The sequence below is a fragment of the Niveibacterium sp. genome, from assembly GCF_041909475.1.
Taxonomy (GTDB): Bacteria; Pseudomonadota; Gammaproteobacteria; order Burkholderiales; family Rhodocyclaceae; genus Niveibacterium.
This window is the reverse complement of sequence record NZ_JAYRDJ010000014.1, coordinates 1-26284: the sequence shown is the minus strand read 5'-3', so window position 1 is coordinate 26284 and position 26284 is coordinate 1. Positions and strand designations below refer to the sequence as shown.

At 66.1% G+C, this 26284-nt stretch carries 25 protein-coding genes; 13 read left to right on the top strand and 12 right to left on the bottom strand.

The genetic code is table 11. The features are described 5' to 3' along the window. Positions 1-31: 31 nt before the first annotated feature. From ACE3P0_RS10890 to ACE3P0_RS10880, 3 genes are all read right to left on the bottom strand, one after another. The gene (locus ACE3P0_RS10890) at positions 32-2260 is read right to left on the bottom strand and encodes a diguanylate cyclase (protein WP_374402639.1); all 2229 of its coding nucleotides are present in this window, start codon (positions 2258-2260) and stop codon (positions 32-34) included. A 72-nt stretch (positions 2261-2332) separates the two neighbouring features. Next, on the bottom strand, positions 2333-3115 hold the full coding sequence (locus ACE3P0_RS10885; protein WP_374402638.1) for a LytR/AlgR family response regulator transcription factor: 783 nt from the start codon (positions 3113-3115) through the stop codon (positions 2333-2335). Beyond that, complete coding sequence (locus ACE3P0_RS10880; RefSeq protein ID WP_374402637.1) at positions 3112-4149, bottom strand: sensor histidine kinase; 1038 nt, start codon at positions 4147-4149, stop codon at positions 3112-3114. Before ACE3P0_RS10880 ends, ACE3P0_RS10885 begins: the two co-directional genes overlap by 4 nt. Before the next feature lie 88 nt (positions 4150-4237). Here ACE3P0_RS10880 and argH point away from each other — a divergent pair, with 88 nt between their 5' ends. From argH to ACE3P0_RS10850, 6 genes are all read left to right on the top strand, one after another. Beyond that, the gene (gene argH / locus ACE3P0_RS10875; protein ID WP_374402636.1) at positions 4238-5650 is read left to right on the top strand and encodes an argininosuccinate lyase; all 1413 of its coding nucleotides are present in this window, start codon (positions 4238-4240) and stop codon (positions 5648-5650) included. A gap of 5 nt (positions 5651-5655) precedes the next feature. Further along, a complete protein-coding gene (locus ACE3P0_RS10870) occupies positions 5656-6549 on the top strand; it encodes a fructosamine kinase family protein (RefSeq protein ID WP_374402635.1) in 894 nt (297 codons plus the stop codon). A gap of 229 nt (positions 6550-6778) precedes the next feature. Next, positions 6779-7405, top strand: a complete 627-nt coding sequence (locus tag ACE3P0_RS10865) for a hypothetical protein (protein WP_374402634.1) — start codon at positions 6779-6781, stop codon at positions 7403-7405. A 13-nt stretch (positions 7406-7418) separates the two neighbouring features. Then, positions 7419-7673 (top strand): HPr-rel-A system PqqD family peptide chaperone, encoded by a 255-nt coding sequence (locus ACE3P0_RS10860; RefSeq protein ID WP_374402633.1) that lies wholly within the window; start codon positions 7419-7421, stop codon positions 7671-7673. Beyond that, positions 7670-8596 carry an HprK-related kinase A gene (locus tag ACE3P0_RS10855; RefSeq protein ID WP_374402632.1) on the top strand — a complete coding sequence of 309 codons (927 nt, stop codon included), beginning with the start codon at positions 7670-7672 and terminating at the stop codon, positions 8594-8596. The genes ACE3P0_RS10860 and ACE3P0_RS10855 overlap by 4 nt, the downstream gene beginning before the upstream one ends. After that, positions 8593-9717, top strand: coding sequence for a nucleotidyltransferase family protein (locus ACE3P0_RS10850; RefSeq protein ID WP_374402631.1), 1125 nt, complete (start codon positions 8593-8595; stop codon positions 9715-9717). The genes ACE3P0_RS10855 and ACE3P0_RS10850 overlap by 4 nt, the downstream gene beginning before the upstream one ends. A 53-nt stretch (positions 9718-9770) precedes the next feature. Here the strand turns inward: ACE3P0_RS10850 and grxD are convergent, their stop codons facing one another. The 4 genes from grxD to hemA form a co-directional block, all read right to left on the bottom strand. Then, positions 9771-10097 carry a Grx4 family monothiol glutaredoxin gene (gene grxD, locus ACE3P0_RS10845; RefSeq protein WP_374402630.1) on the bottom strand — a complete coding sequence of 109 codons (327 nt, stop codon included), beginning with the start codon at positions 10095-10097 and terminating at the stop codon, positions 9771-9773. Positions 10098-10187: 90 nt separating this feature from the next. After that, complete coding sequence (gene prmC, locus ACE3P0_RS10840; RefSeq protein ID WP_374402629.1) at positions 10188-11015, bottom strand: peptide chain release factor N(5)-glutamine methyltransferase; 828 nt, start codon at positions 11013-11015, stop codon at positions 10188-10190. A gap of 73 nt (positions 11016-11088) precedes the next feature. Beyond that, entirely contained in the window at positions 11089-12171 is a 1083-nt protein-coding gene (gene prfA / locus ACE3P0_RS10835; RefSeq protein ID WP_374402628.1) for a peptide chain release factor 1, read from the bottom strand. 39 nt (positions 12172-12210) lie between these two features. Continuing rightward, positions 12211-13461 (bottom strand): glutamyl-tRNA reductase, encoded by a 1251-nt coding sequence (gene hemA, locus ACE3P0_RS10830; protein ID WP_374402709.1) that lies wholly within the window; start codon positions 13459-13461, stop codon positions 12211-12213. A 223-nt stretch (positions 13462-13684) separates the two neighbouring features. Between hemA and ACE3P0_RS10825 the strand changes: the two genes are divergently transcribed. The 5 genes from ACE3P0_RS10825 to ACE3P0_RS10805 all read left to right on the top strand — a co-directional run bounded on the left by ACE3P0_RS10825 (position 13685) and on the right by ACE3P0_RS10805 (position 18188). Continuing rightward, positions 13685-14362, top strand: coding sequence for a response regulator (locus tag ACE3P0_RS10825; protein WP_374402627.1), 678 nt, complete (start codon positions 13685-13687; stop codon positions 14360-14362). Further along, on the top strand, positions 14355-15746 hold the full coding sequence (locus ACE3P0_RS10820) for a sensor histidine kinase (RefSeq protein ID WP_374402626.1): 1392 nt from the start codon (positions 14355-14357) through the stop codon (positions 15744-15746). Before ACE3P0_RS10825 ends, ACE3P0_RS10820 begins: the two co-directional genes overlap by 8 nt. A gap of 65 nt (positions 15747-15811) precedes the next feature. After that, positions 15812-16384 carry a cytochrome b gene (locus tag ACE3P0_RS10815; protein ID WP_374402625.1) on the top strand — a complete coding sequence of 191 codons (573 nt, stop codon included), beginning with the start codon at positions 15812-15814 and terminating at the stop codon, positions 16382-16384. A 47-nt stretch (positions 16385-16431) separates the two neighbouring features. Next, positions 16432-17802 (top strand): cytochrome C, encoded by a 1371-nt coding sequence (locus tag ACE3P0_RS10810; protein WP_374402624.1) that lies wholly within the window; start codon positions 16432-16434, stop codon positions 17800-17802. 14 nt (positions 17803-17816) lie between these two features. Then, positions 17817-18188 carry a cytochrome c family protein gene (locus ACE3P0_RS10805; RefSeq protein ID WP_374402623.1) on the top strand — a complete coding sequence of 124 codons (372 nt, stop codon included), beginning with the start codon at positions 17817-17819 and terminating at the stop codon, positions 18186-18188. 82 nt (positions 18189-18270) lie between these two features. Here the strand turns inward: ACE3P0_RS10805 and ACE3P0_RS10800 are convergent, their stop codons facing one another. The 4 genes from ACE3P0_RS10800 to ACE3P0_RS10785 form a co-directional block, all read right to left on the bottom strand. Then, complete coding sequence (locus ACE3P0_RS10800; RefSeq protein WP_374402622.1) at positions 18271-18699, bottom strand: cupin domain-containing protein; 429 nt, start codon at positions 18697-18699, stop codon at positions 18271-18273. Positions 18700-18807: 108 nt separating this feature from the next. Then, positions 18808-20256 carry an MFS transporter gene (locus ACE3P0_RS10795; protein WP_374402621.1) on the bottom strand — a complete coding sequence of 483 codons (1449 nt, stop codon included), beginning with the start codon at positions 20254-20256 and terminating at the stop codon, positions 18808-18810. After that, the gene (locus ACE3P0_RS10790) at positions 20253-20759 is read right to left on the bottom strand and encodes an NAD(P)H-binding protein (protein WP_374402619.1); all 507 of its coding nucleotides are present in this window, start codon (positions 20757-20759) and stop codon (positions 20253-20255) included. Before ACE3P0_RS10790 ends, ACE3P0_RS10795 begins: the two co-directional genes overlap by 4 nt. Positions 20760-20847: 88 nt before the next feature. Then, complete coding sequence (locus tag ACE3P0_RS10785) at positions 20848-21996, bottom strand: iron-containing alcohol dehydrogenase (RefSeq protein WP_374402618.1); 1149 nt, start codon at positions 21994-21996, stop codon at positions 20848-20850. A gap of 138 nt (positions 21997-22134) precedes the next feature. On the opposite strand from ACE3P0_RS10785, the gene ACE3P0_RS10780 reads away from it, so the two are divergent. Then, entirely contained in the window at positions 22135-23103 is a 969-nt protein-coding gene (locus tag ACE3P0_RS10780; RefSeq protein WP_374402617.1) for a LysR family transcriptional regulator, read from the top strand. A 248-nt stretch (positions 23104-23351) separates the two neighbouring features. Beyond that, a complete protein-coding gene (locus ACE3P0_RS10775; protein ID WP_374402615.1) occupies positions 23352-25619 on the top strand; it encodes a hypothetical protein in 2268 nt (755 codons plus the stop codon). A gap of 46 nt (positions 25620-25665) precedes the next feature. Here the strand turns inward: ACE3P0_RS10775 and ACE3P0_RS10770 are convergent. Further along, positions 25666-26284, bottom strand: a 619-nt coding sequence (locus ACE3P0_RS10770; RefSeq protein ID WP_374402614.1) for a hypothetical protein, incomplete at its 5' end; no start/stop codon positions are given.

The following is a 26284-nucleotide window of genomic DNA, read 5'->3' as shown; positions in this document are numbered from 1 at the left end:
GAGAAGGGGCAAGCGCCCCCTCGCTCTGCTCTCAGACGGCGCCCTTGCGGCGCCGTTTCTCTTCGTACAACACGGTGTCGGCGCGCGCGAGCAGCTCTTCCAGCGACACCGGCACGCCCGGCGGCGATACCACGTAGCCGAGGCTGCAGGCGAGCGGAAACGGCAGATCCTGGCTCGCCCGCTCGAACAAGCGGTAGATCCGTTCACGCATGGCGCTGAGCGCCTCCGGGTCGGCATTTGCCGTCAGCACGACGAATTCGTCACCGCCGATGCGGCCGATCAGATCTGCCGCGCGGAAACCGCGACGCAGCACCTCGCCTGCCTGACGGATGGCGACATCACCCGCCGCGTGGCCGTGGCGATCGTTGATCGGCTTGAGCCCGTCGAGGTCGGCAAAAATCACCGCCGTCGCGAGCCCATCGGCACTCAGCATGTCGGCACGCAGGCGCGCCTCCGCGAGAAAGCCACGGCGGTTCAGCAGCCCGGTCAGCTCGTCGCGATGCGCGATGTCGGCCAGCTCGCGCTGCCCCTGCCGTGCCTGTGCCAGATCGCTGCGCAAGGCATCGCGCGCGGCCGCCAGTTCCGACACCAGCAGCGACGCTTTCAAAGCAGACGACACCTCGTCGCGAATCGTCTCCCACGGCCCGCCGGCCACCGGGTCGACACTGAACACGATGAAGCCGAAATGCTCGGCGCCGTGGAACACCGGGTAGACGATCAGCGAGGTGCTGTCTGCCGCTAGCGCCCAGGCATCGGCCGGCAACACATCATGCGTGCGGAAACGCTCGCCGTTGAGCGAGGAGCGCTCGCGCCCGCCAATGAAGGCGTACAACAGAGGTGCCTCACCCGGCAGATCGAAATCGTCCAGGCTGGCAATGCGCGCCTCGCCGCTATAGAGCGCGATACAGCAGGTATCAAGACTGAGATCCGCGAGCGCTTCCGACAGGTGCTCGAGCAGCTTCTGCAGGTCGAAAGTCGCGATGCGGGTCTTCAGCAGATCGCGGAAGGCAAGGGCGCGTTCGCTGTGCAAGCGGTGTCGTGCCTGCTGCGCAACGTCCTGCAGCCCCGCCAGCGCGATCTGCGCTTGCTGCAGCCAGCGCGCAACCAGCGCCCAGGTATCAGGCGGCAGCCGTCGCGGCTCGATCAGCCAGCGCTGCGCGGCCACCAGCAGGGCCTGCAAGCCATAGACATGACCTTCGGCCGCCAGCACATCCCGTGCGCCCGCCTGCACGGCTGCGAGCAAGGGCTGGAAGTCCTGTTCGGCCAGCGCACGCGCGAGGCCCTGCTCCACCAGCAGGCTCGCCGCGCGGTAGTTCGCCTCGTGCTCAGGCGCCACCGCCAGCTCTTCCAGCATGCCAGCGAGCCGGACGTCCAGTTCCGCTTCAAAAGTCTCCGGCCGCACGTGAAAGCCGCCACAACCGCAGGACTGGCGCCGCACCAAGCGCGTTGGCACCCGGGTCAGCGGCGGCACAGCGGTGCCGTTGATCCGCTCGACCAGCCTCGCAACCGATACGCGAGCAAGCGCGTAATGCGACTGATTGATCGTGGTCAGCCCGACACCGAGCCGCCCGGCGGCCAGAATGTCGTCGAAGCCGCCAAAGCGCAGTTGTTGCGGCACATGCAAGCCGCTGTCGACCGCGCAAGCCATCGCGCCCAGCGACATATCGTCATTCGCCGCAACCACCGCATCCACCGCGACACCGCGTTCCAGCAGCGAGCGCATCGCGGCCCGCCCGCTGGCTTGCGTGAAGCTGCCCTGCAACAGCAGATCCGGATCTGCGGTGAGCCCCGCATCCGCACAAGCGTCGCGCCAGGCGGCAAGTCGCTCCTCGGCTTCAGCCTGACCGTCCGGGCCTGCAATCATGGCGATACGCCGGCAACCGTGCTCGTCGATCAAGTGCGACATCAGCGCCCGGAAGCCGCCGTAGTTGTCGTTCACGACGCTGGGCACCACCTGCGACGCAAAGCCCAGGCACAGCGTTGGCACCTTGGGCAGCGTGGCGAGGAAGCTGTCGAGCTGCGTCGCGTTCAGGTGGTACTGCAAGGTCGTGCCGATCACCAGCAGACCGTCGAACGCTGTTGCGTCCGGCAAACGGAACACCAGGTTGAACTGCCGGTCGAATTCGGCCGACGCCGCGGGGGGATGGCCGGGCAGAAACACGGTACGGGCACCATGCAGGCGCGCCTCATCGATGATGCCGGCAACCAAGCGCAGCGCGACGGCGGTGTCGATATCGGCAGCAAGAATGCCCAGCGTCATCGGACGCTGTCGGGGGGTGGGGGCGTATGCGTTCACGAGGCTATCAACGGCTGCGATGGGATGGGCTTGAAATCACGCACGCTCCTCGCCTGCCGCGCCCAACAAGGCCGCACGCACAGTTGGCCACTGGCGCCGGCTGACTGCGAGCTTCTCGTCTAGCCCGTTGATCTTCACCAGCCAGTGCTCGGCCACCTCGTCGCGCTCAAAGCCCGCCACGGCTGCGCGCGCGATCAGACAATTGCGGTGGATGCGCACGAAGCGCTCCGGAAACTCCTGCTCCAGCTGCACCAGCGATTCATCCAGCAGGTATTCGCGCTCGACGGTCCGCGCCGTGACGTACTTGAGTTCCGCCTTCAAGAACAACACATCGGTCACCGGAATCAACGCGATACGCCCGCGCTCGCTCACCGAGAAGTGGCGACGCGGCTCCGCAATCCGGTCGAGCGCTTCACGCGCCACAGGTAGGCTGGCACGCACTTTCGCAAGTGCGGCTTCAAGCCGCTGTGCTCGCACCGGTTTGAGCAGATAGTCGATCGCGTTCAGTTCGAAGGCGCTCACCGCATACTGGTCATACGCGGTAACGAACACGATGCGGGGTGGCGAGGCGAGCCGCGCCACATGCTGCGCTAGTTCGATGCCGTCCATGCCCGGCATGCGGATATCCACGAGCAGCAGATCAACCTGCTGCGCGGCGAGAAATCGCAGGGCTTCGTGCCCGTTGGCGGCCATGCCGACAATGCGGGTCGGCTGCGTTGCGGCAACGTCGCCAAGCAGATCGCGCAAACGCTCGCGTGCCGGCGCCTCGTCGTCAACGATCAACACGTTGAGCACCGCCACCACACCGGCCCCGTTCATGCCCGCCCCGCGCGACGCAAAGGCAGGCGGATGCGTACCTGGTAGCGTCCGTCCTTCAAGCCACTGTCCATCTGCGCCTCGATATCGAAAAACAGCATCAATCGCTCCCGGATGTTGGCCTGCGCCATACGGTTACCTTGTTGTTGCCGAATCTCGGTCTGCACCGGATTGTCGACCTCGACGAACAGCTCACGCCCACGCTGGGCGATACGCACGCGAATCTCGCCCGGTTCGGCAGAGGGTTCGATGCCGTGATACACCGCGTTCTCAATCAAGGGCTGCAGCATCAGCGGCGGCACCTTGGCGTCGAGTGGGCAATGCCGCAAGTCCCAACTCACCTGCAACCGATCGCCCAGACGCAGGCGCTCCAGATCAAGGTAGCGGTTCGCCAGCTCGATCTCGTCGCTCACCGTCACGAGATCCCGGTTCTCACGCATCAGGCTGCGGAACAGATCGGCCAGCGACTCCAGCGCCTGCTCCGCCCGGCGCGGATCGGAACGCATCACGCCCAGCACGCCGTTGAGGCTGTTGAAGAAGAAGTGCGGCCGGATGCGCGCATTGAGCGCCAGCACGCGCGCCTCGGACAAGGCCGGGGTTGCGAGCGCCGCCCGCCAGTGAAAGTAAGCCATCAGCAGCGCACAACTCCCCGCCGCCCAGAAGCACCAGCGCCACAGGTCTGCGCGTTCAGCCAGCGCGGACAGCAAGGGGAAGGTTGCAAGCACCGATGCCACGCCGATCGAAACCAGCAGCAGCGTCGCCTTGCGATAGGTCTGCAGCGCAATCACCGGCGCAAGCATGTAGGCCAGCAGCAGGCCCAGCATCAGCGGCAATTCCAGCAAGCCTGCCATCGTCAGCGACTCGCGCATCAGCACATCGCCCGGCGTGCCGCGCAGCGCCAGGGTAGCGAAGGCCATCAGGTTGATTCCCAGCAGCCCTCGCAGCATCACGCCGAGGTTGCGGAAATCGGGCGGCGCCACCGCGTTACCGCGTGTCGCCGGGCCGGACTGCAGGGGCTTTTGCCGTATACTTGCCATCGTGTCCCGCGGCGCGCCGCCGCACTTTTCCCCACCCTTGTCGCGTCGCTTCCCTGCGCCGCGCGGGTGTTCATGGATTCCCGCGATTATGACAGAGCGTTCACAACCGTCGCACGCCGAAACCGGCGACGCCAAAGCCTGGTCGGGCCGTTTCAACGAGCCGGTATCGGATCTCGTCAAGCGATTCACGGCATCGGTGTTCTTCGACTGCCGCATGGCCGAGCAGGACATCCGTGGTTCGTTGGCACACGCGAAGATGCTCGCAAAGCAGCAGATCATCGGCGCGCAAGACCTTGCCGACATCGAGCGCGGCATGGCGCAGATCCTCGACGAAATCGCAGCCGGCAAGTTCGAGTGGAGCCTCGACCTCGAAGACGTGCACCTGAACATCGAGCGTCGCCTGACCACGCTGGTCGGCGATGCAGGCAAGCGCCTGCACACCGGCCGCTCGCGCAACGACCAGGTCGCCACCGACATTCGCCTGTGGCTGCGCGATGCCGTCGACCAGGCGATCGCCCTGCTGGGCGATTTCCAGCGCGCACTGTGCAATCTGGCAGAACAACACGCCGCCACGCCGATGCCCGGCTTCACCCACCTGCAGGTGGCGCAGCCGGTGACCTTCGGCCACCACCTGATGGCCTACGTCGAAATGGCGCGCCGCGACGCCGAGCGCCTGGTCGACGCCCGCCGCCGCATCAACCGCCTGCCGCTGGGTGCGTCCGCCTTGGCCGGCACCAGCTACCCGATCGACCGTGAATTCGTCGCGCGCGAACTGGGTTTCGAGGCGGTGTGCGAGAACTCGCTCGACGCGGTGTCGGATCGCGACTTCGCAATCGAATTCACCGCCGCTGCGGCGCTGGTGATGACGCACCTATCGCGCCTGTCAGAAGAATTGATCCTCTGGATGAGCCCGCGCGTCGGCTTCATCGATCTGGCCGACCGCTTCTGCACCGGCAGCTCGATCATGCCTCAGAAGAAGAACCCGGACGTGCCGGAACTGGTGCGCGGCAAGACCGGCCGCGTGAATGGCCATCTCGTCGGCCTGCTAACCCTGATGAAAGGCCAGCCGCTGGCCTACAACAAGGACAACCAGGAAGACAAGGAGCCCCTGTTCGACACCGCGGATACGTTGATCGACAGCCTGCGCATCTTCACCGACATGGTTTCCGGCATCCGCGTGAAAGCCGATGCGATGCGCGACGCACTGAAGCAAGGCTTCGCCACCGCGACCGAATTGGCCGATTACCTCGTCAAACGCGGCCTGCCCTTCCGTGACGCGCACGAAGCGGTCGCCCGCGCGGTGCGCGAGGCCGAAACCCGCGGCTGCGACCTGCCCGACCTGCCGCTCGACGTCCTGCGCAGCTTCTCGGCACTCGTTGCCGACGATGTCTATCAAGTGCTCACCGTCGAAGGTGCGCTGGCGGGCCGCAATCACATCGGCGGCACTGCGCCGGAACAGGTGCGTGCCGCGATCGCCCGCGCACGCGCTCGCCTGGGCTGATTGCCGTGGAAGCCTCGCTCGCCGCGGCCGTCGAAGAGGTGGCTCGTGGCGCGCTCGGCGCGCGCTTCCGCATCGCACAGGCAGAACCCGCGGCCGGCGGCTGCATCCATCAGAACTGGATCGCCGGCCACGAGGCTCAACGCGTCTTCGTGAAGACGAGCGCCGCAGTGAATCTGCCGGTGTTCGAAGCTGAAGCCGACGCACTTGCCTCACTCGCCGCAAGCAATACGATTCGCACACCCGCGGTGGTCGCGAGCGGTGCAAATGGCAACCACGCCTTCCTGATCCTCGAATACCTGCCGCTGCGCCCGATGCAAGCGGCCGAAGCCGAGCGCTGCGCCGAGGCGCTCGCGCGCCTGCACGGCACCGTCGGCGAACATTACGGCTGGCACCGCGACAACTTCATCGGCCTGACACCGCAGCAGAATTCGCCCAAGCCCGACTGGCCCGCCTTCTTTGCTCGCCAGCGCCTTGCCCCACAGTTCGCCGAAGCGGCGCGGCGTGGCTACCGCGGCGATCTGCAGGCCCACGGCGAACGCATCATCGACAAGATCGGCGCCTTCTTTCTGGAGCGGCGCCCTGAGCCGGCGCTGCTACATGGCGACCTCTGGAGCGGCAACATCGCGGTCATGCCCGACGGCGAGCCGGTCGTGTTCGACCCGGCGAGCTACTACGGCGACCGCGAGGCAGATTTCGCAATGAGCGAACTGTTCGGCGGTCTGCCGGATCGCTTCTACCTCGCCTACACCCGCGCTGCACCGCTCTCCGAGGGCTACCCGCAGCGGCGAACGCTGTACAACCTCTATCACATGCTCAACCACCTCAATCTGTTCGGGGCAAGCTACTTGCGGCAAGTCGAACGCATGGCGCGCGAGCTGTCGGAATATCTGCGGCGCTGACGGCCGAATCGTCGGCGCATTTGACATGCCGGCTTTCAACACCGCAAAGCCAGTGCAGAGACGCCACCAAGTCACTGTTTTTAAGTGATTTTTTTGAAACCCCAACTCGAGCACGTTTCTTGCATCAGCGTCTGCAAACCATTGCATCCTGCTGTCAGGCCGTGACCAATTTGCACGAATTGGTGGTGAGTGCCTGACAGAATGCAACATGACCTCCAGGATCGAGACCATGTCGAACCACGAAAACATGCCCAGCGCTGACCATCCCGCCCAGTCACCCGACCGTGCAGAATCGGGCGTTTCTGAAGCACGGCGCCGGCTGCTTGTTCGCGGTGGCATGGCCACCGGGCCAATCATCCTGACGCTGACCAGCCGGCCCGTCCTTGGCGGCCTGAACCCGGGTGAATGCATCTCGCCGTCACAGACCCTGTCGGGTGCGCTGAGCCATCGCGGCACCAAGGTCGGCACCTGTAACGGTCGTTCGCCCGGCTACTGGAAGACCTGCAGCGCCAGCAACTGGCCGATCCCGCCGACGACGCCGTTCCACTCGATCTTCGTCGTTGGCCCAACGCCGGGCTGCAGCCAGTTCAACGCTGACGGTTCGATGAAGACTATGCTGCAGGTGCTGAACCTGCTCGGATCGGACGATCCTTACAAGGTGGCGTTCCACTGCATCGGCGCCTATCTGAACATCCTCAAGGGTCTGATCGATCCGAAAGCGCTGACGGCCGAAGGGGTGATCGCGCTGTGGCGCGAATGGGCGCTCAACGGCAAGTATGTGCCGTACGCGGGCGCCACGCCGTGGACCGGCACCGACATCGTCAACTACCTCAAGAACAACTACATCTCGCCGTAAGCGCAGGCGCGACATGCTGGACGCCAGTCCGCGTTGGGTCAGCCACCACTGGCCCGACGGTTCCGTTTTCTATGATCGCCAGACCGGCGCGACGCATGCGCTGTCGCCGCTCGCCGCGGAAGTACTCGCCTTGCCTGCGAGCGCGCGCTACGATGCGGCCCAGGCCGCCGACGCGATCGCTTCCCTGCTGTCGCAGCCCTGTTCGCCGGAACTCACCGACAACGTGAGCCAGGCACTCGACCAACTCCGCCGCATCGAACTGATTTGACCGCTACGCTCCGCGTTACAGACCTGAACGAAGCAGATCTGTCGGCGCGCTTGTCCGGCGAAGGTCTCTGGCTAACCAGTGGGCCTCTGACGCTGCATATCCGCAGCCGCGAACCGGTCGTACGCAAAGCAGTGCAGAGGCTGTACGCCGATCACACGCTGGCGCCGAGCGATTTTGCAGACTTCCATGTTCAGGTCGGCCGCGTGTCCGGGCTCCGCGCCTGGGTCCGGCCGCAGGTTCAGTTTCACCTCGACGGTCGCACACCGTTCAAGCCCCTGCCGCATGCGCAGAGTTTTGCGATGCTCGAATGGGGCATCAACTGGTGCATTGCGACCTACTGCCACCAGTTTCTTGTCATCCACGCGGCGGTCGTCGAGCGCAACGGCCTCGCGGCCATCCTTCCAGCGCCGCCGGGTTCCGGCAAGAGCACACTCACCGCTGCACTGATCCAGCGTGGCTGGCGTCTGTGTTCTGATGAACTGACCTTGCTCGATCCGGTCGACGGGCGCGTCGTAGCGTTGGCGCGACCGGTGAACCTGAAGAACAACTCGATCGACATCATCCAGCAGTTCGAAGCCTCAGCGAGCTTCGGGCCTGAGTGCCCCGACACGCACAAGGGTCGCGTCGCACACCTGCGCCCGCCGCGCGACAGCGTCGCCCGCATGCATGAACGCGCCACGCCGCGCTGGATCATCTTCCCGCAATGGGAGGCTGGCGCCGCGCTGAACATGCAGCCCCTGCCGCGCGCGGAGGGCTTCATCCAGCTGGCAGAGAACGCCTTCAACTACAGCATGCTGGGCGAGACCGGATTCCGCACCCTGGTCGACACCGTGGACCGAAGCGATTGCCTCGCGCTGCGCTACAGCCGGCTCGACGACGCGATCGCCGCCTTCGATCGCCTTGCCGACGAGGCGTGCCGATGATCCGCGACGCGCTGCTTCCGCTACTGCGCGCGCCGGAGTGCGCCGCGCGACTCACGCTGCGTGAATGGGATGACGTGATCCGCCAGGCGCGCAACGCGAACCTGAGCGCCCGCATCGCTGCCGACCTTGAAGCTCGCGGACTGCTCGATGCCGTGCCGCCGGGCCCGCGCCAGCACCTTGTTGCGGCGCGCGCGGTCGGCGCCCGGCAGCGCATTGCTTCTCTGGCCGAAATCGAGCGCGTTCGGCGTGCGCTGGATGAATGCGGCATCCGCCTCGTACTGCTGAAGGGCGCCGCCTACCTGGCCGCGAATCTGCCGGCGTCACGCGGCCGGGTTTTCGGCGACATCGACCTGCTGGTACCGAAAGACGCGCTGCCCGATACCGAATCGACGCTGCTGCGCCACGGCTGGATCAGCTCGCACCTGAACGCCTACGACCAGCGCTACTACCGGCAATGGATGCACGAGCTGCCGCCGCTGCGTCATGTCAATCGTGGCAGCTCACTCGATGTGCACCACAACATCCTGCCGCTGACTGCGCGCCACCCGCCCGATCCGGCGTTGTTGCTCGACCAGGCGATTCCGGCTGCGGCGACTGCAGGCGTCTGCGTGCTGGCGCCGGCGGACATGGTGCTGCACAGCGCCTGCCACCTGTTCCATGAAGGCGAGCTGGATAACGGCCTGCGTGATCTGGTTGACCTCGATGGCCTGCTGCGTCATTTCGCGAGTCAGGACGACTTCTGGCAGGCACTCGAAAGCCGGGCGGTCGCGCTCAAGCTGCAGCGCCCGCTGCGCTACGCGCTGCGCATGTGTTCGGTGATGCTCGCGACACCGATCCCGGCCGAAACACTGGCCTTTGGCGGCGCGTGGCCGAGCGATGCACGCGAACGCCTGCTCGAACAACTCTACCTGCGCGGCCTGCGGCCCAATGACCCGACGGCGGGAGACGCCTGGACACCGTTCGCGCGCGAGCTGCTGTACCTGCGCGGGCACTGGCTGCGGATGCCGCCGCATCTGCTGACGGCGCATCTGGCTCGCAAGGCGTGGCGGAACTGGAGCGGCCATACCGACGACGACGAGACCCCGGCGCCCGACGCGATCAAGCCCGAGCGGCAACTCTAGGCACCAAACAAAACGGCGACCATAAGGTCGCCGTTCTTTATTCATCGCTGCGATCAGGCGCTGACGATGCCGGCTTCCTGCAGCATCTGCTGCAGCTCGCCCGACTGGTACATCTCTTTCATGATGTCGCAACCGCCGACGAATTCGCCCTTGATGTAGAGCTGCGGAATCGTCGGCCAGTTGGCGTATTCCTTGATGCCCTGGCGGATATCGTCGTCGGTCAGCACATTGACCGACGCGTACTGCGTAACGCCGAGCAGCTTGAGGATCTGCGCCGCGGTCGCGGAAAAACCGCACTGCGGGAACTGCGGCGTGCCCTTCATGAAGAGCACCACCGGGTTCTCGGTGACCGTCTGGTGAATGATGTCTTGCGCGCTCATGTAAATTCCTTCGGCTGAGTCAGAATACCTGACTGATTCAATCAGGTATGTAGTCTAGAAAAAACCGCGCTGCGGGTCAAATCGAGCCGCTTACACCGGCCAACGACCGAAGCTCACGCGGTCGTTGCCGCCCAGATCCTTCAGCGTCACGCAGTCGATGAAGCCGGCCGCGGCCAGCAGCGTGCGCACCGCATCGCCCTGGTCATAGCCGTGCTCGAACAGCAGCCAGCCGCCGGGCTTGAGGCAGGCCCGCGCCTCGGCCGTGATGATGCGGATGTCGTTCAGCCCGTCTGGCCCGGAAGCCAAGGCGCCGGGCGGCTCGAAACGCACGTCGCCCTGCGCAAGATGCGGATCTTTCTCTGCAACGTAGGGCGGATTCGATGCGATCAGATCGAAGACTTCGCCTTGCACCGGCCCACACCACGCGCCTTCCAGCCAACGCACGGTGGCGCCCATTCGTTCCGCATTGCTGCGCGCGACAGCCAGTGCTGTGGCCGAAATATCCACCGCGCTGACCTGCGTGTGCGGCGCTTCCAGAGCGAGCGTGATCGCGATGGCGCCGCTGCCGGTGCCAAGATCCAGCACGCGCGGCGAGCCTTCCGGCAAATGCAGCAGCGCCTGTTCGACGAGCAGTTCGGTATCCGGGCGTGGAATCAGCACAGCAGGCGAAACGCGGAAAACGCGGCCGTAGAACTCGCGCTCGCCGAGCAGGTAGGCAACCGGCTCGCCGGCTTCACGCCGCGTGAGCCAATCGACAAATCGCGCCGCAGCGGCCTCGCTCAGCGGGCGTTCCGGGAAGCCGACGATCGTCGCGGCACGCTCGCCGCTCGCCTCGCGCAGCAGCAAACGCGCTTCGGATACCGGCACCCGCCCGCGGGCCAGCGCCAGCGCTTCGCCGAGGGTGGCGGGCAGACTCATCGACTGTGACGCCGTTGCGAGCACAGTTCGGCCGGGAGACTTTTGCGCGCTCGCGGCAGACAGGCCAGCATGCTTACACGACCTCGGTCAGTGCCGCGAGCTGTTCGGCCTGATGTTCGCGCGTCAAGGCGTCGACCAGTTCGTCCAACTCGCCTTCCACCACCATGTCCAGCTTGTGCAGCGTCAGGTTGATGCGGTGATCGGTGACGCGGCCCTGCGGGTAGTTGTAGGTGCGGATGCGCTCGGAGCGGTCGCCGCTACCGATCAGGCTCTTGCGGTGTGCAGCCTGCTTGCTCGCCTGCTCGCGCACCTGGGCGTCCTTGATCCGCGCAGCCAGCACCGACATCGCCTGCGCTTTGTTGCGGTGCTGCGAGCGGTCGTCCTGACATTCGACGACGATGCCGGTCGGCAAGTGCGTGATCCGTACCGCAGAGTCGGTCTTGTTGATGTGCTGACCGCCCGCACCCGACGCGCGGAAGGTGTCGATGCGCAGATCGGCCGGATTGATCTCGACATCCGCCACTTCATCCACTTCCGGCAGGATCGCCACGGTGCAGGCGGAGGTGTGGATGCGGCCCTGGGTTTCGGTCACCGGCACGCGTTGCACGCGGTGGCCACCTGACTCGAACTTCAGCTTCGAGTAGGCCCCGTCACCGACGATGCGCGCGATCGCTTCCTTGTAGCCACCAAGATCCGATTCATTCACCGACACCAGTTCGACGCGCCAGCCCTGGCGCTCGGCGTAGCGGGTGTACATCCGCAGCAGCACGCCGGCGAACAGCGCCGCCTCCTCGCCACCGGTGCCGGCCCGCACTTCGAGGAACAGGTTGCGTGCGTCATTCGGGTCCTTCGGCAGCAGCGCGAGCTGCAGATCGGCATCGAGGCGGGCGATGGCGCCGCGCGCCGCATCGATCTCCTCCTGCGCGAAGGCCTTCATGTCGGGGTCACTCAGCAGATCCTGCGCCGCGCGCAGATCGCCTTCGGCGCACAGGTAGTCGCGCCACAGCGCCACCACCGGTGAAAGTTCAGCGTGTTCGCGGTTCAGGCGACGATAGCGATCAAGGTCGCTGGTGACATCCTCGCTGCCCAGCATCTGGTCGAGTTCTTCCAGACGGCGCACGAGCTGTTCGAGTTTTTCCCGGATACTGGGTTTCATGGTGTCTCGGCAAGGCGGCGGCATGCGCCGCGCACAGCGCTAGGAACGATCGAGATTGAACAGGCGGCGCACGAGCTCGGTGGCCTCGCCGACCTGTTCGCCGTCCGCGCGATTGAGGAATTGCGTCGGGCCGTGCATCAGCTTGTTGGTGATGCCCTGCGACAGCGCTTCGAGCACCGCGTGCGGATCTTCGCCGCGCGCGAGCCGCGCCACGGCGCGCTCAAGCTCGGCTTGCCGCACCGCGTCGGCACGGCTGCGCAATGCGCGGATCGCCGGCACGGCGTCGCGCGCCTCGACCCAATGCAGAAAGTGGGAGACCTGATCGGTGATGATCGCTTCGGCCTGCACCACCGCCTGCTGACGCGATTCGACGCCCGCCTCGACGACCTGGGCGAGATCGTCGACGGTGTAGAGAAACACGTCATCGAGCTTCGCGATCTCGGCTTCGATATCGCGCGGCACCGCCAGGTCGACCATCACCATCGGGCGGTGGCGACGCTGCTTGAGCGCGCGTTCGACCATGCCCAGGCCGATGATCGGCAAGGGGCTGGCGGTGCAGCTCACGACCACGTCGTAGCGGCCGAGCACATCCGGCAAGGCATCGAGCGTCAGCGCATCACCGCCGAAGCGCGCGGCCAGCGCCTCGGCGCGGGCCGGCGTGCGGTTGGCGATCGTCAGCTGACGCGGCCGGCAACCGGCGAAGTGCGCCGCACACAGCTCGACCATTTCACCGGCGCCGACGAACAGCACGCGCTGCTCTTCGATGGTCGAGAAGATGCGCTCGGACAAGCGCACCGCAGCTGCGGCCATCGACACGATGTTGGCGCCAATCGCGGTGGTCGAACGGACCTCCTTGGCGACCGAGAACGTGCGCTGAAACAGCTTGTGCAGCAGCGTGCCGAGGGTGCCGGCCTCTTCCGCAAAACGTGCGGCCTGCTTCATCTGGCCGAGGATCTGTGGCTCGCCCAGCACCATCGAATCGAGGCCGGACGCAACGCGGAACATGTGCCGCACCGCGGCGTCGTGCTGCAGCGTGAAGAGGTGCGGCGAGATCTGCGACAGCGCAACGCGGTGGAAGTCCGCCAGCCAGTCGGCGACCACCTCGGGCGTCTCGGTCGCGCAGTAAAGCTCAGTGCGGTTGCAGGTCGACAAGATCGCGGCCTCGCGCACCGGGCGCTCGCGCACCAGACGTGACAGCGCCTCCGACAGCCCGTCGGGCTGGAAGGCGACCTGTTCACGCAGGGTGACCGGCGCGGAATGGTGATTGAGGCCTAGCGCAAACAGTTGCATCGAATCGGGCTGGGTCTGAAACCGTGTCAATTACATCACTGGGGCCCGGCGGGGGAAAAGCTCGCCCAGCCGATTTGCTTGAGCTATTTCAAGCAAACGCCCGGGGCCTTGGACCAGGATCACGTAACGTTACAGTTTACCATCCGCCACCGCATCGCCGGCATCCGGCGTGCACCGCACTATCTGCCCCCGCAGCCATCATCGCCGGGGCACGGGGGAAGTCATGCGCATTCTGTTGATCGAGGACGACGAGATCGTCGCAGCCGGCATCGTCGAAGGCCTGCAGCGCAATGGGTTTGAGCTCGACCACCTCACGTCGGCCGAACACGCGATCCCTGCGCTGGCGGCGGTTGCCTACGACCTGGCGATCGTGGACCTGGGCCTGCCCGGCGTCGACGGCATGACGCTGATCCGCGAGATGCGGCGGCGGGGCCATGCGCTGCCGGTGCTGATCCTGACCGCGCGGGACCGGCTCGAAGACCGCGTGGAAGGGCTGGAAGGCGGCGGCGACGACGACCTGAGCAAGCCCTTCATGCTGCCGGAACTGGTGGCGCGCGCGCGGGCGCTGATCCGCCGCAGCCGCGCATCGTCCAGTTCCGAACTGGCATTCGGCGCCCTGCAACTGGACCTCGGCCTGCGCACCGCCGCCTGCGCCGGCCGCCCGCTGGACCTGACCGGGCGCGAGTGGAATGTGCTGGAGCAGATGATGCTCGCCGCACCGCGCGTGGTCGCCAAGCAGAAACTCGCCGACAGCCTCAGCCGTTGGGATCGCGAAATCACCGACAACGCGGTGGAGCTCTATGTCTCGCGCCTGCGCGGCAAGCTGGCCGACAGCGGCGTTCTGATCCGCACGGTGCGCGGCATCGGCTACCGGCTCGAAGCAGAGGCCAGCGATGCATGAACGCCGCGCGCCGCTAGCGCTGCGCGGGCGCCTGCTGGCCGTACTGGCGCTGCCGCTGCTGGCCCTGATGGTAGTCGGCACCGTTGCCGACTACCGGCAGGCCTCACGCGTCGCCAACGAGGCCTACGACCACTCGCTCGCCAGCACCGCCGTCGCGCTTGCATCGCGGTTGGACGACGAAGACGGCGATGTCGACGTCGATCTGCCGAAGCAGGCTGAAGCAGTATTGCGCGCCGACAGCGTGGACAAGGTCTACCTGCTGGTAACTGACCCGCAGGGCCGCATCCGCGCCGGCGACAAGGAACTGCTGCCGTTTGTCGCGGGCGTGGAATCCCCGGTGCCGGCTTTCCGCACGCTGCACATCGGGGCTGACAAAGTCCGCGTCGCCGCGCTGTGGCACCGCACCGGCCGCACGGCGGCGACCGTGGTGGTCGCCGAGACACTGATCAAACGCCAACGCGCCGCGCGCCAGATCGTGGTCACGACGATTCTGGCAAACCTCGTGCAGACACTCGCCGCACTGGCGATCCTGTTCTTCGGCGTGCGTTACGCGCTGCGCCCGCTCGACGCGGTCAGCGAACAGGTCGCCAAGCGCTCGCCCGACAAGCTCGATCCGATTCCGGATGACGATGCACCGCGCGAGATCCGCCCGCTGCTGGCCGCGATCAATCGCCTTATGCATTCGCTGAGCGAAGCCGGCATCGCGCAGCACGCCTTCATCGCCAACGCAGCACACCAGCTACGCACGCCGATCACCGGCCTGCAGACACAGCTTGAGCTGGCCGCGGATTCACTGCCCGCCGAGTCACGGCCCCGTGTCGCACGCCTGCTCACCGCAACATCGAAGCTGGCCCACCTGACGCACCAGTTGCTGGCGCTTGCGCGCTCGGCGCCGGAGGCCACTGACCCAGCACGGCACCAGATCGTGCCGCTCGACCAATTGCTGGAAGAAGCTGCGACCGATTTCGTCGACGCCGCGCTCGCCCGCCAGATCGACCTCGGCTTCGCGCCAGAGCCCGCCGCGGTGCGCGGCTCACCTTGGCTGCTGAAAGAGCTGCTCGCGAACTTGATCGATAACGCGTTGCAGTACTGCCCTGCCGGCGCACATGTCACGGCGCGCTGCGGCACCAGCGCAGACGGTAGCGCCTGGCTGGAAGTGGAGGACGACGGCCCGGGCATTCCGGATTCGCTGCGCGAACGGGTATTCGAACGCTTCTTCCGCCTCGCCACCGACCAGGAGCGCGGCTCCGGCCTCGGGCTCGCAATCGTCAAGGAAGTGACGCTGCGGCACGGCGCCAGCCTGCAGGTGCTGACACCGGCAAGTGGCCGCGGCGTGTGCTTCCGCATCGGCTTTCCGCAACAGGTGCTTGCAATCGGCGGCTGAGGCCGACAGGTTTCCGACAGCTTCCCACCGCTAGGGTCCGGGGTGTCTCACTCTGGAGCCCCGGCATGCAAGCCAGCACCATCGCACTCGACGACAGTCGCACCGCCAACGCAGGCCACGCCGCGTCGATCAAGTTCTTCCACTGGGCAACCGCCGTCGCAATCCTCGTTGCCGCCGCCGCTGTGCTGCTGCGCGAACTGGTCGACGACAAGACGCTGCGCCTCTTCCTGATCGAAACCCACCGCAGCTTCGGTGTCGCAGTGCTGATGCTGATGGCGGGCCGACTCGTCGCGCGCCGCGTTGCCGGGCACAGCAGCGCGGCCGCCGAGCTGGGGCTGATACCCCGCCTCGCCGCCGCACTGACGCATCTGGCGCTGTACGGGCTGATGGCCGCGCTGCCGCTGCTGGGCTGGGCGCTGACCAATGCAAACGGCAAGGCGGTGCGCCTGCTCGGGCTGATCGAACTGCCGCGGATCGTTGCAGCGGACCTCGACCTTGCCGACAGCCTCGCCGAATGGCACCTGCGCGCCGCCTGGGCGCTGCTGATCATGGTGCTCGCACACGCGGGCGCAGCCCTTTGGCACCACTTCTTCCGCCGCGACGCCGTACTCATCGCGATGCTGCCGCGCCGCCGCTGAACGCAGCCCGATCACCCGTTTTTCTGCAAACCCACAAGGGGACCTTGATGCAAGTATTCACTTCGCTCGCCCGTGCGCTCGGCCGCCACGGGCGCCTGCTGCGATGCCTGGCCGCCGCCAGCGTCGCGGTAGCCGTCGCCCAGCCTGCGCTGGCCTTGCCCAGCTTCGCGCGCCAGACCGGTATGGAATGCGCCGCCTGCCACGTTGGCGCCTACGGCCCGCAACTCACGCCCGCCGGCATCCGTTTCAAGCTGAGCGGCTACACGGACAGCGACGGACAGGGCAGCAAGATTCCGCTTTCCGCGATGCTGGTCGGCGGCTTCGATCGCACCGCAAAGGATCTGACTGACCCGCCCACCGACCATACCAAGACCAACAACAACGCCGTGGCACAGGAAGTCTCCGTCTTTCTGGCCGGACGACTCGCCGACAAGCTCGGCGCCTTCGTCCAGACGACCTATGCCGGCGCCGAGCGCAAGACATCGATCGACAACGCCGAACTGCGCGCGGCCGATACGTTCACGGTGGGCGGCAAGGACCTGATCGCCGGCCTCTCGCTGAACAACAACCCGACGGTATCGGACCCGTTCAACACTGCCCCCGCGTGGCGCTTCCCGTACATGGCCACCGAGCTCGCGCCGGCGCCGGCGTCGCCGCTCATTGCCGGCGGCCTGGGCCAACATGTGCTGGGGGTGTCGGCCTATGGCATGTACGACAACCACTACTATGCCGAGCTGGGCACCTACAAGGCGCTGTCGGCTTCGACGCTCGACAAACTCGGGCTGCAAGATGAAATCGGCCGCCTCACCTCCAACGCTTACTGGCGTCTGGCCTACTTCGGCGATCTGAAGAAGCAGGCCTACCACGTCGGCCTGTTCGGCCTCAACGCAGGCGTGCAGCCCGATCGCACGCAAGGCCCGGCCAACCGCTACAACGACATCGGAATCGATGCGTCCTACCAGTTCCTCGGTACGCGTGAACACATCGGCACCGTGTACGCCAGCTACATCCACGAGAAGCAGAAGCGCGACGTGGCCTACGCCAACGGCGAGGCCGAGAACCAGAGCGGCACCCTCAAGGAGATGCAGCTCAACGCGTCCTACTACTACAACCAGACCTGGGGGCTGACCGCGAGCACCTTCCGCACCAAGGGCAGCAGCGATGCGCTGCTCTACGCCGCGGCGCCGGACATGGGTAGCGCGACCGGTTCGCCCAACACCACCGGCTACATGCTGCAGGCGGACTGGACGCCGTGGGGCAAGGAATCGTCGTGGGGATCGCCGTGGGCGAACCTGCGGTTGGGCGCCCAGTACACCTGGTACACCCGCTTCAATGGCGAGAGCAACAACTACGACGGATCAGGCCGCAACGCGCGTGACAACAACACGCTCTACCTGTTCGCCTGGACCTCGTTCTAAGCACGGAGCCCTAGATGAAAACCACCCGTTCAATCCTGGCCGTGGTGCTGCTTGCAGTGACTGGCGGCCATGCATTCGCGGCCGACGCCAAGCACGGCGCCGACGTATTCGCCGAAAACTGCGCCGAGTGCCACAGCGTTAAGGAAGGCAAGAACAAGAAGGGGCCCTCGCTCTTCGCGGTGCTCGGGCGCAAGGCCGGCAGCGTTGGCGACGTGGCCTACTCCGACGCCATGAAGCAATCCGGCATCAGTTGGGCGCCCGACAAGCTCGACGCCTACATCACCGACCCGCGCAAGGCGGTGCCCGGCGGCAAGATGAAGTTCGACGGCCTGTCCAACGCTACCGAAAGAGCGGATCTGATCGCGTATCTCTCCACCCTCCACTGAGCGACATCGTTCTCAGCCATGCTGCGTGACGCCGGGCCCTGCCCGGCGTTTTTCATCGCACGGGCCCTGTGGCCGAGTGCGCTCAGCCGACGTACTCGGCATCGCTGACCTTCTCCATCCAGGTCACGACGCTGCCGCCCTGTTGCTCCTGGATTGCGATGTGGCTCATGCCCGTCGTGGGCGCAGCGCCATGCCAGTGCTTCACGCCGGCGGGAATGCTGACCACGTCGCCGGGGCGGAGCTCCATCACCGGGCCTCCGGCCTGCTGCACACGGCCGCAGCCGGCGGTAACGATCAGCGTCTGGCCGAGCGGATGGGTGTGCCAGTCGGTGCGCGCCCCCCGCTCGAAGGTCACCAGCCCGCCCGACGCCGCTGCTGGCGCGGGTGCGGTGAACAGCGGATCAACGCGCACGCTGCCGGTGAACCAGTCGGCTGGGCCGGCGTACGAAGCCTGTGAGCCCGCGCGGGCCACCGAGAGCACGGGGAGAGTCGTTTGCGATGCGTGCGTCATGACGTCTGCTTTCTTTGGATTCGGAGGGTGACTTGCGTCGGCACCGCGACACGGGGCTTCTGGAGCGGGCATTGCAAGCGGTCTATCGGGCATTCGGCATCTGACGCGTCAGCCCGCAGATCGGCTTGTTGCCGGTCGCCCCGTGATCGGCGCCGGCGGCCGGGCGACGTCGAAACAGATGTAGCGGGCCGACACCAACCAGGCCGTCAGCAGGAAGCCGGCTGCCGCCTGCAGCGCCAGCCCGGTGTGCTGCGCCATGCCGACGGCGTCGTGCACCGGCGCCCCCCCGCCGACATTCGCACCGGCATACACGACAACCAGTAAGGCCAGGCCCAGCGAAGCACCGAGCTGGTGGGCCACGTTCAGCAGGCCCGACGCGGCCCCGGCGTGGTGGTTCTCGACACCGGCGACGCCGGCCATCGTCAGCGGAGCGAGCACCCCGCCCTGGCCCAGCCCGATCAGCAGCATCGGGCCGACGACACCGCCCAGATAGGACATGTGCGGCGCCGCCAGCCCCAGCCAGAGCAGGCCAAGCGTGCACAGCGAGAGGCCGGCGAGCAGCAGGCGCCGCGCGCCGAAGCGACGCGATAGCACCGGCACGGAGACCGAGGACAGAAACTGCGGCAACGTCACCGGCATGAAGGCCAGCCCCGCCTGCATCGGGCTGAAGTGCAGCGCGCCCTGCAGATACTGCGCGGTAAAGAACCAGAAGCCCGACATGCCGGCGAGGAACAGCAGCCGTGCGGCATAGGCGCCGTTGCGCCGGCGGTTGGTCAGCAGGCTCCGCGGCAACAGCGGTTGCTGCGCACGTGTCTCGATCCGCAGGAAAGCCGCCAGCAGCGCGAGACCCGTTGCGACGCTCGCCTGCGTCAGCGTCGAGGCCCAACCGGCCTCGGCCGCCTCAACGATGCCGAACACCAGCGCGCACATGCCCAGCGTGGAGCTCAGCGCACCGGCAAGATCGAAGCGCCCCGAGTGGCGCGGCGTCTCGCGGATGTAGCGCTGGCTGCCCGCGATGAGGGCGGCGCCGATCGGCAGATTGATGAAGAAGCCGGCTCGCCAGGAAATCAGGCCGGCAAGCAGGCCGCCGAGCACCAACCTCAACGTGGCGCCGATACCCGCCGCGGCGGCGTACCACGCCAGCGCGCGGGAGCGCTCGTGGCCTTCCTCGAAATGCGTGGCGATCAGCGCCAGCGTGGAGGGCGCCAGCACGGCGGCACCGAAGCCCTGCACGGCGCGGAAGGCGATCATCCAGGCCGGCGATTGCGCGGCACTGATCGCCAGCGAGGCGAGCGTGAAGATCGCGAGCCCCGCGATGAACATGCGCCGCCGGCCGAGGATGTCGCCAGCGCGCGCGCCAAGCAGCAGGAAGCCACCGAAGGCGAGCGTGTAGGCGTTCTGGATCCACGACAGGCCGGCCGGCGTGAAGCCCTGCGCTGCCTGGATCTTCGGCAGACCGGTCAGCACGATCGAGATGTCGATCACGATCATCAGGTAGCTCGCCATGATGATGGCGAGCACCGCGCCGCGATGGATGAGGCGTTCGGGATGCGTCATGCCTTGCTCACTCCGAGACTGCTGCTGACGTGCAGGCCCGGCGTCAGCGCGAGCTTCGCGATCAGGTCCGAAAGGCTTGCGAGCGACACCTCGTGACCGCGGAAGGGCTCGCCCTTCTGCGTCAGCTGGTAGCTCACTGTCGTGTCGCGGGCGAACCAACCCGGGCGCAGGATCGTGTAGTCCAGATCCGAGGCTTCGATCAGCGCCGCCGAATCGCGGTAGGGGTCCAGCACGCTGCGGTAGCGCTCGCCCGGCACTTCGCCGTAGATGCCCATCGAGCTCACGAAGATCAGCCGTTTCAGGCCCACGGCCTGCATCGCGGCGATGATGTTGCGCGCCTGAGCGGCCATGTCGCCAGCAAGGTTGGCATACACCACGTCCTGCCCCTGCATCGCGGCTTCGAGCGCGGCGCGGTCCAGCACATCGCCTTCGACGATGCGGACGCGCGCCGGGTCCGGGTTGGCAAGCCGCGCGGCACGGCGCAGGTAGAGCGTGAGCGCCACCTGCGCCGTGCCGGAGCAGCACCGGGACCGTGTTGCGCGCGAGCTGGCCGTTCGCGCCGAGAACCAGAATCCGCGTCACGGCCATTCCTTACAGCGCAGCCTTGAGAATCTCGGCCAGCACGTCCTGCGTGTAGATCTCGGCCAGGCCGAACCACTGCGCATTGCCCTGCAGGTTGTCGAGAATCGCGGGCAGGTCGGCTGCGGTGATACCCAGCTGCGACAGGCGCGTCGGCGTGCCGATCTTGTCGAACCACTGCTCCAGCGCAGCGATGCCCTGCTCGGCGGTATCGAGGCCAAACACCTGCTTGGCGAAACGCTCGAACTGCGCCGGGTTGCGGCCCTGATACCACCGCATCCAGGCCGGCATCACGACCGACAAGCCCGCACCATGCGGCACGTTGAACAGCGCCGACAGCGAGTGCTCGATCATGTGGTTCGGGTAGCCGAAGCCCGCGGTGCCGGCATAGGTCACACCATTGAGCGCGAGCGTGGCGGCCCAGGCGAATTCGGCGCGGGCGTTGTAGTCGAGCGGATCGGCGAGCAGCGCATCGGTCGTCTCGATCACGGTGTTGATCACCGATTCGACCAGGCGCGACTGGATCTTCGGCTGCACGGTGGCGGTGAAGTAGCCCTCGATCGAGTGGGCGATGATGTCGGCGGCGGAATACACGAGGTAGTCGCGCGATACCGTCTGCATCAGCGCCGGATTGACGATCGACACCTTCGGGAAGGTGTGCGGCGATTGGATCGCGAACTTCTCCTTGGTCGCTTCGTTGGTGACGACGGCACCGGCGTTCATCTCGCTGCCGGTCGCAGCCAGCGTGAGCACTGCGAACACCGGCAGCGCCGCTTCGACCGGCGCCTTGCGCAGGAACAGATCCCACACGTCACCCTGGTACAGCGCGCCGGCCGCGATGGCCTTGGAGCTATCGAGCACCGAGCCACCGCCCACCGCGAGAACCGCCTCGACCTTGTGCTCGCGCGCAACGGTGATCGCTTCACGTACCTTCGACAGCAGCGGGTTGCTGACGATGCCGCCGCACTCGACGAAGCTCACACCGTGCTTGTCCAGGCTTTTGCTGATCGTGGCGAACAGGCCGTCGCGCTTGATGCGCTCGCTGCCGTAGGTCAGCAGCACCTTCTTGATGCCGTGCTCGGCCAGGATCTGCCCGGCGAGCTGTTCCTTGCCCTTGCCGAATTCGATACGCGTCGGGTTGTAGAAGCTGAAGTTGTCCATCGTGGTGTCCTTGAAGGGGCGCACGCACGCTGCATGCCGATGGAACGCACTTTAGTCAGTCGATAAACATCCAACTAGACGCAAGATCGTTGAATGATTTACAACCAAATGATGCAAATAATCTGACTGGGGCTCGGCATGTCGATCAACGAACTGCGCTCGATCACGACTTTCGTGCGCACGGCCGAATTAGGCAGCCTGAGCCGTGCAGCCGAGGCGCAGCAAATCTCGCCGCAAGCAGCGAGCAAGGCGCTGGGGCAACTGGAGGCTTACCTGGGCGTGCGGCTGTTTCACCGCACCACGCGCAGCATGTCGCTGACCGAGGAAGGCCAGCGTTTCCTCGAGGCCGCTCGCCCTTCGCTAATCGGCCTGCAGCAGGCGCTGCACGGCGCGCGGCAGACCCGCGAGGAAATCGCCGGGCCGCTGCGCATCGTCGGGCCGCGTTCGGTGCTGCAGCCGGTGATCAGCCCGGTGCTCGAAGAGTACTGCCGGCTGTACCCGGAAGTGCAGCCCGATGTGCAACTGGACGACCGCATCGGCAACTGGGTGGAAGACAGGGTCGATGTCGGCTTCCGCATCGGCGCCTCGCCGCAGGAAGGGCTGATCGCGCGCCGTCTGTTCCCGCTGCAGCTGATCATCTGTGCCGCACCGACCTACCTGCGCAAGCACGGCCTGCCGGAAAACCCGTCCGCACTCAACGGGCACCGCTGCAGCGTGTTCCGGCACCCGGGCAACGGCCGCCTCGTGCCCTGGCACGTCAAACTCGACGACACGATTCAGGACTGGCCAGTGCCGCCCGCCTTCTGCACCAACGACGAGATCCTCGAATTGCGCACCGTGCTCGCCGGCGAAGTCATCGGCCAGCTCGCCACGCCAACGGCCGCACCGCATATCCGCGCCGGACGCCTGTTGCCCCTGCTGGTGGAGAACGTGGCGGACGCCTACAGCCTGTTCCTCTACTACGGCAGCCGCACCGCCCAGCCCGCCCGCGTGCGCCGCTTCATCGACCTGGTCGTCGATCGCCTGACCGACAGCACGGAGTTCGTGCTCAGCCGCGAGGAACTGGCTAGCGCGCAAACGCGCTGGGTTGCCGGGAGTGTGAGATGAGGGGTTTCAGACCCAGAAATGAAAACGCCCAACCGGTGAGGGTTGGGCGTTTGAATCTGGTGGTGGAGTCCTAAGTGGAATCCAACCGGCATCTACATCGAGGTAGGAATGTAGCGGAAATGGGCGGGATCGCAACCGTCCCCGCCAAGCCGCACCGTTGTTCCTCCGTTGTTCAGATTGTGCTTGACCGTCAGTGTCAGCATGCCTATGATCCGCTCCGGAACAACAACTGAACAACGAGGTGCGACATGGAAAAGCGTTTTGTGGCGACCCTGAGCAGGTCGCAGGGTCGCAGTGCATGGGCGGTGATCTTCCGCCATCCGGTTCGGGTCGACCCGAACACTGGCAAGCCGGGCTTGAGAGTCCGCCAGGGGCTCGGAACGTCCGACGAGGCCGAGGCCAATGATCTGAAGGATCAACTCAACCAGCTACTGGCAGAGGAGAGCTTCTGGAGCTTGCCGGCCAGGGCGGAGGCTGAAAAGCGGTTCCATCGCCGGGTCGTCGAGATCTTCTATCACGGCATGGAACCTGAGCAGAGCGACTTCGGCGCGATCCGCGAGTCGAGCATTCCGCTGCCGACATCAAAGGATTCCGACTATCGGCGGGCGCTGCTCCTCGGGACGACCGGCGCCGGCAAGACGACGCTGCTTCGGCAGTTGATCGGCACGGACCCGGAGACCGAGCGCTTTCCGTCGACATCGACGGCGAAGACCACGGTGCATGAGACCGAGGTCGTGCTTGCGCCAGGCCCGTACAAGGCGGTGGTCACCTTCTTCCCCATCGACGAGGTTCGCGAGCACCTGAACGAGTGCATCTCGGAGGCCGTGCTGTCCGCCTACCGGGGCGACGGCGACGGTGAAGTGCTGCGCAAGCTGCTGATGCATGTGAACCAACGGTTCCGCTTCAACTACGTGCTTGGTAACGGGCCTCAGGTGGCCGGCACCGACGACGATGAGGATGACGAGGACGACGCCGTGGAGCCGACCGAGGAGACGGCTGCTGAAGGTGTGATCGATCTCGACGCCACGAATGCGCTGCTGACGAAGACGCTGACGGCGTTGGGCGCCATCGCCGCCCGCCACGGCGACCAACTCAAGACCGAGCTGGGCGCCACCGACGAAAAGGATCAGCGGGTCGTCGACGAGTTGTTCGAGGAGGAGCTTGATCGCCGGCTGCGTGAAGACGACGAGTTCCACCGCATCAGTGACGAGCTGATGGACGAGATCGAGCTTCGTTTCTCGCTGCTCACCGATGGCACGGTGCGTCGCAACAAGCAAGGCTGGCCGCAATCGTGGTCGTGGGAGACCGACGACCGTGCGACTTTCATCAAGACGGTCACGCGCTTCTCCAGTAACCACTCCCCACGCTTCGGGCGCCTGTTGACACCGCTGGTGAACGGAGTCCGGGTGGCCGGTGCGTTCCTGCCGGCGTGGAACGGCGGCCAGCAGCCCAAGCTCGTGCTTCTCGACGGTGAAGGCCTGGGCCACACGCCTAAGTCGGTGGCAGCCATCTCGACCTCACTGACGCGGCGCATCGAGTCGACGGATGCCATCGTGCTCGTCGACAACGCTGTTCAGCCGATGCAGGCCGCGCCGGTTGCGGCCATGAAGGAGATGATCACGTCGGGCAGCGCCAGCAAGCTGCTGCTCGTGTTCACGCACTTCGACGAGGTCAAGGGCGACAACCTGCCCAACGCAGCGGCCAAGGAGCAGCACGTCCTGGCTTCCGCCGAAAACGTCCTCGCGTCCATTGGCGAGGAGCTGGGCCCATTCGCGGAACGAGCGCTTCGCGGCCGCCTGAAGGACGCCTGCTTCTTCGTCGGCGGGATCGACGAAGACCTGGACACCACAAAGAAGACCCACAAGCGCACCATCGGTCAGTTGCAGGCGCTGTTGGCTGCCATCGATGTCATCGTGGAAAAGCCGGCGCCCGTCCTCGCGAAGCCGGTGTACGACCGGATGAATCTCGTCCTGGCCGTGAAGAACGCTGCCGAGAGCTTTCACGATGCGTGGTGGCCGCGCCTGGGCCTCGACTACAAGCCCGGCGTCAGCAAGGAGCACTGGAAGCGCATCTGGGCATTGAGCCGACGACTCAGCACGCCCGGCCTCGGCGACGAGTACGACAACCTCAAGCCGGTCGCGGATCTCCGCAAGCAGCTTCAGGATCGGCTGTATGTGCTGCTGCAGAACCCGCTCCGGTGGGACCCCGCCGAGCCGACCGACGATGCGCACAAGCAACAGGTTTTTGACGGCCTGGCCAACGCGCTGTCCGCCAAGACGCTGGACCTGGCTACCCGCCGCGTTCGGGCCGAGCGGATGCCGGAATGGCAGTCCGCGTTCAACCAGTCGGGGCGCGGCTCCAGCTACGCGCGCGCTTCGATCATCGGCGAGCGCATCTACGAGCGCGCGGCGCCGATCCCTGACGTGACCCCGTCGCCGGATCGCAATTCCTTCCTGCACGAAGTGGCGGCTGTGGTGGAGCGCGTCTGTGAAGAGGTCGGCGCCAAGCTCGCGTAGTGGACGGTCACAGGCATTCTGGAAGGGGCTCGCCCCGCGCCCGAGGCTAGGCCTGGGCTTGCCAGGCGAACCGCTCCGGTGCCATCGGAGTAATCAGCGCGCGGAGCTTGGCGACCGCATCCGATGCGACATGCGGCAGGGAGGTGAAGACGACCTTCCTGCCGCCATCCAAGCTCCAGGGGCTGAACTGCTCTGCCTGCGGGATCGACGGCCGCGCAGGGTCCAGCGGGTACGCCAGTACGCCCCAAGAACCCCTGCCGACTGCAGGAATGAACCGGCCGAGGTACGCGGCCATCTGGTACAGATCCTCGCGCTGCGGACCATTCGGTGCGCTTGCAGATGGGTGCAGCGACTTGTACTTTGCGTCGACCACGCCTTGAACCTGCCCTCCTGCATGGAGGATCGCGTCCGGGATCAGCGTGCCCAAACCCTGGCCCGTGACGTCGCTGTGAAGCATCTTCTTGGTGGCGGTCTTCTCCCGGGTGCCGTGAGTCACAGTCAGCGGCGCTGCCGCCTTCCGCAGCACGCTGAGCACGTACTGTTGAGGATCACCAAAAACTGACCCACTTATAGGGTCCGCGATCGCCGAAAACTGACCCACGTAGAGACACTGTCCCGCTCTGAGCTGAGCGGGGGAAACAGGAGTGATCAGCGTGGGCATGTTG